The sequence below is a fragment of the Rhizobium sp. LjRoot98 genome (assembly GCF_964252935.1).
Classification (GTDB): Bacteria; Pseudomonadota; Alphaproteobacteria; order Rhizobiales; family Rhizobiaceae; genus Pararhizobium.
In genome coordinates this window covers 1-12,357 of record NZ_CAXUPW020000024.1, presented here as the reverse complement: position 1 = coordinate 12,357, position 12,357 = coordinate 1, and the positions used below count along the sequence as shown (strand labels likewise).

Below are 12,357 nucleotides of genomic sequence, written 5' to 3'. Positions count from 1 at the left end.
AGCGCCCCGGCGCGATTGCGGCGAAAGGCAGTGTCCTCTTCCATGGTCCGATGTTAAAGAGCCGCAACTGCCACCACATGTACTGGACGGAATTTCCATGAGCGTTGCACGATATGCTGACTACATCGGGGACCTGAGGGTGCTTTTTGCCGAATTGGATCGCAGGTCCGAACGCTTCCAAACCTTTGATGTGCGACTGGAGCTGGTCGCAGCCGGTAGCCTCGTCGTCTACGAAACAAAGCGACGAAAAGGCCAGACGGACAGCTTGTATTATGGTCGCTCTGCAGCGACTGGCCAGAACCAACAGATTTCACAGGCGGCTGCGTTTTCAGCAATCGACCGGTTTTTCGCGCTTGGCCAATTTGCGGCTCTGACCGACCAGGTCGCGACCGGCAAGGGCGCCGAGAGCCGATCGGTGGATGCGCAATATCCGCACTGCGCAGTCAATTTTTCCTATCGCAAAAAAGGTCAGGCGGTCGCCCGCTCGACGCTGATGGTCTTCGTTGGATTCAATGACGAAGCCGATGCATTAGACTTCACTTCAATAGTGGAGGAGCCTGGGGCATTCGTAGCCCAACGACCGTACCATACTGCAAAGTCGCACGAATGGAAGTGAGTACACCGGGTATCTTTCTTGCGAAGAGAGACTGCGACGAGCATTAATCGATCCATGAATAGGCGCGTAAGCGCCAGATATCTCGATGGGTAGCCTCAGCTTGGAGTTCTCGTTTTGGGCCGAATTGATAGGCGCGAGCCACAAGCTGGAGGGATGGGGTGGCGTTTCGTTGCCGCGGGCGGGCGTATTTTTGATCTTCCTAATCTGGTATGTTATGTGCCGGACCCTCATCTCGTTTGGCATCGACGCTTACGCCTGCGCCGTCGGTTTTGACAGACCCGTACTGCAGCTGTTTTCAGGTCTTCAAGCTCAACCGTCTTCTAAAATTGCCGAATTTCTGGGCACTAGCAGGAAGGCGCAAGGCGAGCAGGTCGTCAGACAATATATCCGTAATCGGGAAAAGGCCGACAAAAAGCTTCCGACTGTGCCCACCTCTTTAATCGTACCAAGCGCTAACAAAACCACTTCTAGTGGTCCAAAACTCTGCGTTGCAACCTCCGCCTCTCCTGGATGTACTGGCTCCATCGTCTCCTGTGCCGGTTATGAGCCCTCGCGATTTATCATAGTCCTGGTTTGGGGTTGTCTAGGTAGCTCCTTCGATGATCTGAAATGGTCGTAATACGGCAATTATTTCCGCATATGAAAGTGTGCGCACTAATTCGACGGCAATCCCAATAGTCTCAAGTTGCCGCACGCACGCGACCACCCGAACAGATAATTAGGCACCGGAAAAATTCCTCACCTTCGCGCTAGAGAATTGCGGTAACATTTCAGTTGTCCCAAAAAAACGAACCAGCGAAATCGATCTTGAATGACAGATACACATAATAGTCAAAAGCCTACGTTTAACGAGATTTTACAAGCTGCCGTAGACGCAGCAGATCAACGGAGCTGGGAGCTTGCTGCAGGCCTCGTTGCGCAGGCAATTCCGCTTGATTCATCGGCCGGACTGATCATCCAGTACGGTCACATGCTCAAGGAGGCGGGTTACCTTGAGGCGGCCGCCAGGGCCTATAGAGCGGCGCTGATTTGGGATGGCACAGCAAGTGATGGATATGTGCATCTCGGCCACTTGCTGAAACGGTTGGGCCGAGCGGACGAGGCGATCGAGACATTCGTGGCTGTCGAGGGGATACCTTATGGTCCTCACGTGCGGCCGGAAATCAATGGTCTCAGGGTGGCTCGTCTTAACGCCTCACACGCAGTTCGAGGCGGAAAGGGTGATGTTCTCCCATTGATGCCGGATAATCTTCGACATCAGGACGAGGCGCTGCAACAGTGGCTTGCGGAACAAGACGATGCACGTAGGCGAATCGCACAGGGCACGATGAAGTCCACGAAAGCCGCGCCGGCATGGAGTACAAAATGCATTTCCTCCTCTTTGGAGCCTTTAGCCGATCTAGTTCTCGAGCTGGGCGTCTATCGCGCCACAACACACAATCCGCGAATGCGTCTCCAGCTGGAGACACGCTCGGGCTTCGAATCGCTCCGCAACCAATGGTTAAAGATCAGTCTGAAAATCAGCGAGACCGAGTGCGTTGTCGATCCAATCCTCTACATCGAAGAAGCGCCGGGGTGGGAACGGTTTAAGACAGCGCGGTTGGAAAAGCGAACGAGCAGCACGTATGGCGCGATCATTCGACTGCCGCAATCAATTGTATCGCTGCGGCTTGACCCAATTCATACGCCGGGGAAATTCAACATCTCTGACCTCGAAGTCTCACATCTGTCTTGGTCTTCGGTTCTGCTGCAATTGCTTGCATCGCCGGATCGCCCCGCTATTTCGGATGTCCTGAAAGCTGCTTTGCGGGGCAATTTGTCAGCTTTGATGGACGGCCACTTCGCCATCGAAATGGCAGATGAATATGCGCGTTGGATTGCGTTCAATGAACGCTCATCGCCAGCTACCTTGCTGCCTTTGGTCGAGGAGGGGACGGTTGGTTTCGTATCGATGGTCAATGGGAACGACGCCGGCGACTACGTGGCGACACTTACTTCCTTGCGGGCGCAGGCATCCGGGCGCTGGAAGCTGGCGTTGGTATTGGATGAAAGCGTGCCAACTTCGCTTCGTGCCACCATTGAACTGGATGCCGCGATGGATGTGCGCATCGAAGTCTCAGTTCTGACGTCGACTGCATCCACTGCAGCGAGGATTGAAGCTGGAATGTCGCTCCTTGATGCCGGCCTGATTGGACTTCTGCCCCTTGGCGACGTTCTCGCAAACGAGGCGGTCTCGAGTTTCCTTCAGTGCGCCAAGGATAATCCGGCAGCGGTGGCTTTCTATTGCGATCATGACGAGATCGATGAGAAAAGGCGGCGCCTTTCACCGCGCTTCAAGCCCGATTGGAACATGGACTACATTCTCTGCTACAACTACGTCGGTCATACAGTCCTCTTCTCTCGGTCCGCGATCGATGCGGCTGGCGGCTGGCGTGACAAATTTCCGAGAATGGAGGCCTTCGACCTGCTCCTTAGAGTCCTGAAAAATGCTGGGGCAGATGGAGTTCGGCATATCGCGAAACCCGTCTGGCATTGCCGCCAAGTTGAGGAGGGTAGGGATATCGTCCCTACCGTTAATGATTTTCTGACTCAGCAAGCATCTGGAGTCCGTGTCGAGCCAGGGCGCATTCCCGGAACTGCAAGACTGGCATGGCCGATGCCGGCCCACTCCCCACATGTAACGATCATCATCCCGACACGTGACCGTATCGAACTCCTCAAGACAGCGATCGATTCTGTCCTTTTGCGCACTGAATATCCGTCCTTTGACATCATCGTCGTCGACAATGGCAGTGTAGAGCCGGAGAGCTTGGACTACTTCACCAGCATTAGCCAGGACGACCGGATTTCAATAGTTCGCGACGATGGCCCCTTCAATTTCTCTCGGCTCAACAACCGCGCGGCTGCAGAAGCAAAAGGGTCTGTCCTTGCACTGGTAAACAATGACGTGGAAGTGGGGGATGCCAATTGGCTGCTTGAAATGGTATCCATTGCTATTGATCCAGGGGTTGGTGCTGTTGGCGCCAAGCTCCTGTATGGCAGTGGACATGTGCAACATGCGGGTATTATTGGAGGCGTGGGCACAGTTACCGGACACGGGCACAAATATGAACCGGCGGGTGCTGCTGGTTATATGAACAGACTTATCGTTCAGCAGGAAGTACTTGCGGTAACTGCGGCATGCCTAGTGATAGAAGCCGACAAATATAAGGCTGTGGGTGGCCTCAATGAGGAGAATCTTACAGTCGCATTCAATGACGTGGATTTGTGTCTAAAGCTACGAGAGCGAGGCTGGCGATCAGTGTTTACGCCGTGGGCTAGTCTCTTTCATCACGAAAGCGTGTCGCGTGGCCTCGATCTTTCAGGCGAAAGAGCCGCACGGTTCAAGCGCGAAGCGGGTTTCATGGTGAACGTGTGGGGTGGCAAAATTCTTAACGATCGTTTCTACAGCCAGAACCTCACGCTTGATCACGAGGATTTTTCATTAAGGTGTCAAGCGTATAAGTAAGCTAAAAAGTTTTGAAATGTTGCAAGAGATTGCGTGCGTCACACCACCTTGCTATGAGCATAACTCTGTTCGTATGCAAGTCAAGGCAGTAGAAATGCAGTTTCAAAAAACAGCGATTTCCGAAGTAATCCTTATAACTCCCAAAAAAATTGGCGACAGTCGGGGTTATTTTTCTGAAACATTTCGTCTCGACATATTCGCTGAAAATGTGGGGAACTTCGAGCTGATTCAAGATAATCAATCGCTGTCGGCCGACATCGGCACGGTCCGAGGTCTTCACTTTCAACTCGACCCGCGCGCCCAGGGCAAACTTATTCGCTGTATCGCGGGAGCGATCTTCGATGTGGCCGTCGATATCCGCAAGGGTTCCTCAACCTACGGGCGGCATGTCAAGGCAGAGTTGACTGCCGAAAATGGTCATCAGCTTTGGGTGCCGCCGGGTTTCGCCCATGGTTTCTGCACGCTCGAACCCAACAGCATCATTTCCTACAAAGTCACAGACTACTATAGCCCGGAACATGATCGTGGGCTGCTGTGGAGCGATCCCGAACTCGGTATCGAATGGCCGGTCAGTGCGGAGGGAGCTATTCTTTCGGGCAAGGATCAGGTTCAGCCGCGGCTTGCTGACCTGGAAACCAATTTCGTTTATGACATTTGATGAGGCCGGAGAACCAACATGCGTGTAATTGTTACCGGCGGCGCCGGATTTATCGGCTCTGCGGTCGTTCGACATCTTGTCAGCGTCAAGGGTTACGAGGTCCTGACCATTGATAAGCTAACCTATGCCGGAAATATGGCATCCTTGTCCACGGTGAACAACAATCCGTTGCACCGGTTCTCGAAAGCGGACATCTGTGACCGGGCGGCTTTGCAGGAGGCATTCGACAGCTTCCAACCCGACCGCGTCATGCATCTTGCAGCGGAGAGCCATGTTGATCGCTCGATCACCGGCGCGGGTGACTTCGTCGAGACGAATGTCATGGGTTCCTTTATGCTTCTAGAGGCTGCTCGCCACTACTGGAATGGTTTGCCGGCGGATCGCAAGGACTCTTTCCGCTTCCTGCACGTCTCGACTGATGAGGTTTATGGCTCATTGGGCGATGACGGTCTCTTTACCGAAGAGACGCCATACGACCCGTCTTCACCCTATTCCGCATCCAAGGCTGCCTCGGATCATCTCGCCAAGGCCTGGGCACGCACCTACGGCATGCCCGTCGTCGTCTCGAATTGCTCGAACAACTACGGCCCTTACCATTTCCCCGAGAAGCTCATCCCACTGATCATTCTCAATGCATTCGAGGGCAAGCCACTCCCTGTCTATGGCAATGGCGTCAACATCCGCGATTGGCTCTACGTCGAAGATCACGCGCGTGCGCTCGATCTGATTGTCGAACGTGGCCGTATCGGCGAGACATACAATGTCGGTGGACGCAACGAACGCCGCAATATCGATGTCGTAAAGCGGGTTTGCGTACTCATGGATGGCTTCAAGCCCAAACCCGCCAAGCATGAAGGCCTGATCTCCTATGTAAAGGATCGGCCAGGTCACGACGCCCGCTATGCAATCGATGCGACCAAACTGGAAAATGAACTCGGATGGAAAGCGGAAGAGAATTTCGATTCAGGTATCGAAAAGACCGTCAGATGGTATCTCGAAAACGAATGGTGGTGGGCGCCATTGCGCAAGGGCTATGACGGCAGTCGCCTTGGCCTGCTTGCGGCGTCTGGAGCCAAGTGATGGCCCGACGCTATGTGGTGACAGGTCTTGAAGGCCAGGTGGCACTTTCGCTCATCGAGCGTGGAGCACTGCTTGACGATATCACTATTGTTCCCGTTGGGCGGCCAGCACTGGACCTCGGCAGCATAGAAACAATAGAGGCCGCCCTTGTCGCTGCCAAGCCGGATGCCATCATTTCGTCAGCTGCCTACACATCAGTTGATCAGGCCGAGACCGACGAGGCTAATGCTTTTGCAATCAATGCTGCCGCGGTCGGTGAAATCGGCCGGGTAGCCAAGGCGCTTGGCATTCCGGTGATTCATCTATCAACCGACTACGTCTTCGACGGCGAAAAGATATCGGCTTATCTGGAAGACGATGCAGTCAATCCGGTTAGCGTATACGGTCGTTCGAAGCTTGAGGGCGAGCGCCTGCTGGCAACCTCGGGCGCGGATCATGTCATTCTCAGGACCGCTTGGGTCTACAGTCCATTTGGAACGAATTTCCTGAGAACAATGTTACGTGTTGCTGAAACGCGCGACGAGCTTAATATTGTTGCCGATCAGATCGGTAACCCAACATCGGCGCTCGATATCGCCAATGCAGTTATCAAGGTATCGACAAATCTTGTTACTTCAGATTTCGCCGGCTTACGCGGCGTGTTCCACCTAACCGGTAGAGGGGAGGCCAGTTGGGCGGATTTCGCTTCGGAGATTTTCGCTGTGTCATCTAGAAATGGTGGTCCTACGGCAAATGTGAATCCGATCACCACTGCCGAATATCCTACACCGGCGCGGCGCCCGAAGAATTCGCGCCTCGACTGTAGCAAGCTTGCCGCTGAGCATAGTGTCACCATGCCGGTTTGGCAGGTCTCCACCGCGGCTATTATCAACCGTCTTCTTTCGGCCTGAGGCCGCGACAGAAATTAGGACTTATCACATGAAGGGTATCATTCTGGCCGGTGGAAGTGGAACGCGTCTGCATCCGATGACACTTGTGACCTCAAAGCAGCTAATACCGGTCTATGACAAGCCGATGATCTACTATCCGCTGTCGACGCTGATGTTGGCCGGCATTCGAGAAATTCTCATAATATCGACTCCGCATGACCTGCCGAATTTCCAGCGTCTGCTTGGCGATGGCTCCGCGTGGGGAATCTCGCTTTTATATGCTGAGCAGCCATCTCCGGACGGACTAGCGCAAGCCTACATCATTGGAGCGGATTTTGTCGGCTCCGATCCGTCTTGCCTTATTCTGGGCGACAACATCTTCTACGGCCACGGCGTCACAGATCTCTTCAAGAACGCGGTTGCTCGAGAAGACGGAGCGACGGTGTTCGCTTATCACGTCCATGATCCTGAACGTTACGGCGTTGTCGAGTTCGACAAAATGATGAAGGCTGTTTCGATCGAGGAGAAGCCGGAAAGGCCTCGTTCCAATTGGGCGGTTACTGGACTTTATTTTTACGACAAGGACGTCGTCGATATAGCCGCCAATTTGAAGCCTTCACCGCGTGGGGAGCTGGAGATCACCGATGTCAATCGAATTTATCTCGATCGGGGCAAGTTGAGTGTCGAGCAGATGGGCCGGGGATATGCATGGCTCGATACCGGAACTCCGGATAGCTTGCTGGAAGCTAGTGAGTTTGTAGCAACGCTGCAGAAGCGGCAAGGCATCAAAATAAATAGTCCCGAAGAGGTGGCTTACCGCCAAGGATTTATCGATGGTTCTCAGCTCGAAGTTTTGGGCCAAAAACATGGAAAAAGCGAATATGGAAAATATTTGCTAGCAGCGCTGCTCGACAATCCGTGACCGACTTTTGTTGAATAGTTTTTTCACGCGTGATCGATATCTCACCCACGCATTAAATGAACCAATTTGACGGACGTTGTACAAGATGAAGTTTTTTTCCCGCAGAAAGAAATTGGGCCAAGATGGAGGGGAGTTTGATACCCTAGTTAGATTGGGAAATGCCGCCAACGCCGACAAACGCTGGCGCGAAGCTTCGGATCATTATAGCAAAGCACTCCAATTGCGTCCTGCGGATGTTGCGATTCGTATCCAGCTAGGTCATTGCCTGAAGGAGCAGGGCCAGTTGGCTGACGCGGAGCAGGCTTATCGTCGGGCAACGCTTGATAACGCATTGGACGCGGATGCCTATCTGCATTTGGGTCATGTATTAAAGATGCTTGAGAAGAAACAGTTGGCGGTCTCTGCTTATCACCACGCTGCACGACTCGGCACGGACGGTGCAGTTGGAAGGGATGCTCGTCAAGAATTATTTGCGTTAGGATGCAACGTTCCGCCGGCCATCGTGGTCGATTTCAGCGGTATTAACCACGCCAAATATTCCGATCTCGTTGCGAATTTGAAATACAGGCGCTGGGGAATGGCACTTGCCGCTGTCGAGGTCGCTGATGAAAAAAATTGGCCGTTGAAGCTAATCAAAGCGCAACTTTACCAGATCTTGCAGCGTGATGACGAGGCGTTATCTCTATATAGTGAAATCGCGGCTTACGACCCTAAAGGTCTAGCTTCGAAGGCTATGCGTTCTCTGTACATCGAACGCGGGAGGTTTGATGAGGCCAGCAATTCGCTTACCCGCGATTTGGAGAATGCTGTTAAACAGGCAAAGCCGTTTGAAGCGCAGGCTGCTCTGGTGGGGGAGATGGTCTCCATTGGAAAAATCTCTGAGGCATTCGAAATCTGCAGCTGCTTGTTTTCTACCACCGACGTCGATAAGTCGGCGCTCGCACGTGCGGCGGTGGATGTAACGCGTCGACGCGTCGGCATGATGCTACCTCCCATCCTTTCCGATCAGCTCAACAGGGAGTTCCTTAACCGCTCTGCCGACCTTCGACAGGCGGGGCAGCACCCACAGGCTCGCCTCCTCGGCGATGCAGCCGCGGCTTTGAGTAGGTCGCGGTCTGCAAAGTAAGTAAGGCCATGTTCGTCCTCCTCCTTAGCCTCCCATAATATTTTAATGTTGAGAATGTGAGTTTATCATGCATTTCGATGAGCAATACTATCTGAATATGTATCCTGATGTGGCCCAATCGGGCGTTCCAGCGTTAGAGCACTTTAATAATTGGGGCTGGCGAGAAAATCGTAATGCCTCGAGTGAATTTGACACTTATTTTTATAAGCAGACTTATCTAGGTGGTGATGCTGCCATCGTTAATCCACTGCAACATTATGCTGAAAGTGGACGTGCCGCGGGAAATTTGACTAGGCCGAAACACGCTTTTTCTCTCGTCGAATCTGATGTGAAACCTATGAGCGGATTAATCGGTGTGCATTGCCACGCGTTTTATATTTCGCTATTGCCAGAGGTATTTTCATATCTGTCCACACTAACATTGGAGTACACACTTTACATCACAGTTTCCAGGGAGGCGGACATCGCAGCTACTAAAAGCTTTGCGCGCGATGTTTTGCCGTCTCAAGTTAAGCTGGATGTCAGATTGGTGCCGAACCAAGGCCGTGATCTAGGGCCTTTCTTTGTGGGGCTTGCGGACGTGCTTGAGCATCATGAGATATGGTGCCACGTGCACACCAAGTTTAGTCCTCATACTCATTTCGGTTCGAAATGGCGTGTCTATCTACTGGACCAATTGCTCGGTTCGAACGAACGCGTCAATGGGATCATAACGAGACTTGTCAAGAATGATCGCCTCGGCCTTCTATATCCTGACAATTATTTCGAAATAAAGAAATTCGTCGATCACGGCGTCAACAGACATGCGCTTGGGGCGCTTTTTTCTCGGCTCGACCTTGATAACGAGATCCCCGAAATACTTTCGGATTTTGCCGCCGGATCCATGTGTTGGCTGAAGACGAAAGCCATCTTGCCGATAATCAAAGCGCGGTTGACGATCGAAGAATTCGGCGAGGAAGCGGCTCAGATCGATGGCACGTTAGCGCATTCGCTGGAGCGAGCGTTGTGCATCGTGCCGAAAAAAATAGGCTTCGAAGTCGCTTCCTATTATGCATCTCCCTCTCGGCCACAAATGCTCGCGCATCCTGCAACATGTGCTGTTGAGGACATGGATGTTATAGGCAGGCGTTGGTTGCGGGATACGCCAGCAATTTCCGCTTCCGCACCCTTACCCCTTCAAGAGAGACTGCCGGCATTCAATAGTTCCGCATTGCAGGTGCACTGGGTCATTCCAGATTTCGGACCTGGTGCAGGCGGGCACACAACTATTTTCCGCTTTGTGAAGATGCTGGACGATCAGGGGTTCAATCAGACCATTTGGCTCCAAAACGCTTTCAATCACCGTTATCCGGCAGTTGCCAAAGCGCGTATATGTGCTTGGTACACACCGCTGTCGAGCAAAGTTGTCGTTCGATTTCTTCCAGATGATGTTGAGGCCATCGCGGGCGACGTGGTCATCGCAACCGATTGCTGGACCGCTTATCCTGTCGCGCGTATGACGCGCTTCATCCACCGCTTCTATTTTATTCAAGATTGGGAAGCTGAGTTTTATCCTGCGGGCGAGTTACGCTTTATGGCGTCCGCTACCTATGAGTTCGGCTTCACAGGCCTTACAGCCGGGAGATGGCTGGAAACCAAAGCCAAGGAAGCGGGCATGGACACGGTATGCTGGTATCTAGGCGCCGATCTGGACGTTTATCAGCCGCCTGCGAACCCGCGTGCGCTCGTCTCTTACAGGCCGGCAGGCGGCAAACCGGACATCTTCAATCCAAAGGGGCGTATCGTAAAAACCGAGCTTTTAGAATCCTTCGGCGAGACTTCATCAAAAGAAGCGACCATCCCCCGGATCGCATTCTATGCCCGTGCTTACACGCCGCGACGAGCAGTTAGGCTGGGTCTTGAGGCATTGGACCTGCTCGCAATGCGTGGTTGGAAGTTTCATGTCGATTTCTTCGGTGAGGAATTGGATTTCGGCGACAAGCCGTTCAGCTACACCGCGCACGGCCTGTTGAAGCCAGCGGAACTGGCATCGCTATATCAGGAGACCGATCTCGGCATGGTCTTCTCTTGCACAAACTATTCCCTTGTGCCGCTTGAAATGATGGCATGCGATCTTCCCGTTCTTGAAATTGACACGGAAAGCACGCGCGCAGCATATTCTGCGGGAGCTGTTTGGTTTTCGGCGCCCTCCGTGCATGCGTTAACAGACTCTCTCGCTCGTCTTTTGAAGAATACCGGCGATCGCCAAGCCCTGATCCTGAACGCAAAGTCTTTTCTCGAGACTGCTAACTGGGAGAGCTCTGGAAACATAGTTGCGAATGCCATTCGGGAAAAAGTCTCGGCCGGTGGCGCTTTCGATGTGGCACCGGTCATTGCGTCTCTGGTAAGCGAGGCCAAACAGCACCTAGCGGCACCCGCTCTGTACACGCGGCCGAAGGTATCGGTCTTCATTCCGACCTATAACGCCGGCCCCGAGTTCGAAACTGTGATGGACGCGCTTGTGGGCCAGCAATTAGACGATGGTTTCGAGATCGTCGTGATTGACTCTGGGTCCACCGATGAGACGCTTACCATTCTTGAGGAGAAAGCGCGTAGTCATCCGATCGAGCTGCACAAAATTCTTAGCAGCGAATTCGGACACGGTAAAACGCGTAACATGGGTATCGATATGGCGTCCGGCGATGTAGTCGCGATCATTACTCAGGATGCTTGCCCGGCTTCTTCATTTTGGCTGAACCGGCTAATAGGTGGTTTCCAGGCAAGTGATAAGGTTGGGGGCGTGTTCGGGCGTCATGTTGCATATCCATTGCATGAGCTTTTCGAGGGGAAAGGACTCACGGATATGTTCGACAAATTTAAGCGTGTCGGACCGGTATTCTCTTGGGCAAAGGATATTCCGGGTTTCATCGAGCGAGGCTCTCCAGCTTGGCAATATCATTTGCAGTTCTATTCCGATAATAATTCATGCTTACGAAAATCGGTTTGGCGTGAACTGCCATATCCGGATGTCCCATGGGGAGAAGATATGATCTGGGCAGCAGAGATCATCCGCCTCGGCTTTGAGAAGGTTTATGTAGACAATGCCGTTGTCTACCATTCGCACGATTATAATCCGGCTAAGTTAAGTGAGGTTGGAGTGCAGGAGGGGCGGATGTTCCTCAAGTATTTCGGCATGCATATTGTGCCTGACGTTGATGAAACCAAGCGTGACGAAGTTGCTTGGGCAATGGCGGTGAACGCTGCGCAACGTGACGAAGAAATGCTGAAGGAACGCGATGCCGTCACGCCTGAGCTTGTAATGCGTCGTGCTATTCAGCATGCAGCGTTGATCCGTGGGCGTATGATCGGTGCGCGTGAGACTTCATCAGAACTACGCGGGCGCTAAGCTTGGCAAATCAGAGCAGGGCGTGTCCACCAATATGAACTGCCCCCACTTTCGACCGGACACTCAGCATAAGCAGAAAGGCTCAAGCACAGGCTTGAGGATAAGCTTATGTCTAACGAGTTTGACAGGTTGACCTGATGATCGGTGACGTCCGGCGGCGACGCTGGACAACCGAACGCAAACTGCAGATCAT

General features: G+C 52.9%; 8 protein-coding genes. All 8 read left to right on the top strand.

What is annotated here, in order from left to right; genetic code table 11:
• Nucleotides 1-97: 97 nt before the first annotated feature.
• The 8 genes from ACSQ3J_RS30170 to ACSQ3J_RS30135 all read left to right on the top strand — a co-directional run bounded on the left by ACSQ3J_RS30170 (nucleotide 98) and on the right by ACSQ3J_RS30135 (nucleotide 12,164).
• Nucleotides 98-616, top strand: a complete 519-nt coding sequence (locus tag ACSQ3J_RS30170) for a hypothetical protein (protein WP_436041025.1) — start codon at nucleotides 98-100, stop codon at nucleotides 614-616.
• Between the two features lie 811 nt (nucleotides 617-1,427).
• Nucleotides 1,428-4,124, top strand: coding sequence for a glycosyltransferase family 2 protein (locus ACSQ3J_RS30165; RefSeq protein ID WP_436041024.1), 2,697 nt, complete (start codon nucleotides 1,428-1,430; stop codon nucleotides 4,122-4,124).
• A 94-nt stretch (nucleotides 4,125-4,218) separates the two neighbouring features.
• Nucleotides 4,219-4,782 carry a dTDP-4-dehydrorhamnose 3,5-epimerase gene (rfbC, locus tag ACSQ3J_RS30160; protein WP_436041023.1) on the top strand — a complete coding sequence of 188 codons (564 nt, stop codon included), beginning with the start codon at nucleotides 4,219-4,221 and terminating at the stop codon, nucleotides 4,780-4,782.
• Nucleotides 4,783-4,800: 18 nt separating this feature from the next.
• Nucleotides 4,801-5,862: a dTDP-glucose 4,6-dehydratase gene (gene rfbB, locus ACSQ3J_RS30155; protein ID WP_436041022.1), complete on the top strand. Its 1,062-nt coding sequence runs from the start codon at nucleotides 4,801-4,803 to the stop codon at nucleotides 5,860-5,862.
• The gene (gene rfbD / locus ACSQ3J_RS30150; RefSeq protein ID WP_436041021.1) at nucleotides 5,862-6,752 is read left to right on the top strand and encodes a dTDP-4-dehydrorhamnose reductase; all 891 of its coding nucleotides are present in this window, start codon (nucleotides 5,862-5,864) and stop codon (nucleotides 6,750-6,752) included. The genes rfbB and rfbD overlap by 1 nt, the downstream gene beginning before the upstream one ends.
• A gap of 28 nt (nucleotides 6,753-6,780) precedes the next feature.
• Nucleotides 6,781-7,653, top strand: coding sequence for a glucose-1-phosphate thymidylyltransferase RfbA (rfbA, locus tag ACSQ3J_RS30145; protein WP_436041020.1), 873 nt, complete (start codon nucleotides 6,781-6,783; stop codon nucleotides 7,651-7,653).
• 85 nt (nucleotides 7,654-7,738) lie between these two features.
• Complete coding sequence (locus tag ACSQ3J_RS30140; protein ID WP_436041019.1) at nucleotides 7,739-8,779, top strand: tetratricopeptide repeat protein; 1,041 nt, start codon at nucleotides 7,739-7,741, stop codon at nucleotides 8,777-8,779.
• 67 nt (nucleotides 8,780-8,846) lie between these two features.
• Nucleotides 8,847-12,164: a rhamnosyltransferase WsaF family glycosyltransferase gene (locus ACSQ3J_RS30135; protein WP_436041018.1), complete on the top strand. Its 3,318-nt coding sequence runs from the start codon at nucleotides 8,847-8,849 to the stop codon at nucleotides 12,162-12,164.
• Nucleotides 12,165-12,357: the final 193 nt, after the last annotated feature.

Excerpts from the sequence above, each read along its gene's own strand:
- rfbC (WP_436041023.1), top strand. The coding sequence starts at position 4,219 with ATGCAGTTTCAAAAAACAGCGATTTCCGAAGTAATCCTTATAACTCCC.
- ACSQ3J_RS30170 (WP_436041025.1), top strand. The coding sequence starts at position 98 with ATGAGCGTTGCACGATATGCTGACTACATCGGGGACCTGAGGGTGCTT.
- ACSQ3J_RS30140 (WP_436041019.1), top strand. The coding sequence starts at position 7,739 with ATGAAGTTTTTTTCCCGCAGAAAGAAATTGGGCCAAGATGGAGGGGAG.
- ACSQ3J_RS30135 (WP_436041018.1), top strand. The coding sequence starts at position 8,847 with ATGCATTTCGATGAGCAATACTATCTGAATATGTATCCTGATGTGGCC.
- rfbB (WP_436041022.1), top strand. The coding sequence starts at position 4,801 with ATGCGTGTAATTGTTACCGGCGGCGCCGGATTTATCGGCTCTGCGGTC.
- rfbA (WP_436041020.1), top strand. The coding sequence starts at position 6,781 with ATGAAGGGTATCATTCTGGCCGGTGGAAGTGGAACGCGTCTGCATCCG.
- ACSQ3J_RS30165 (WP_436041024.1), top strand. The coding sequence starts at position 1,428 with ATGACAGATACACATAATAGTCAAAAGCCTACGTTTAACGAGATTTTA.
- rfbD (WP_436041021.1), top strand. The coding sequence starts at position 5,862 with ATGGCCCGACGCTATGTGGTGACAGGTCTTGAAGGCCAGGTGGCACTT.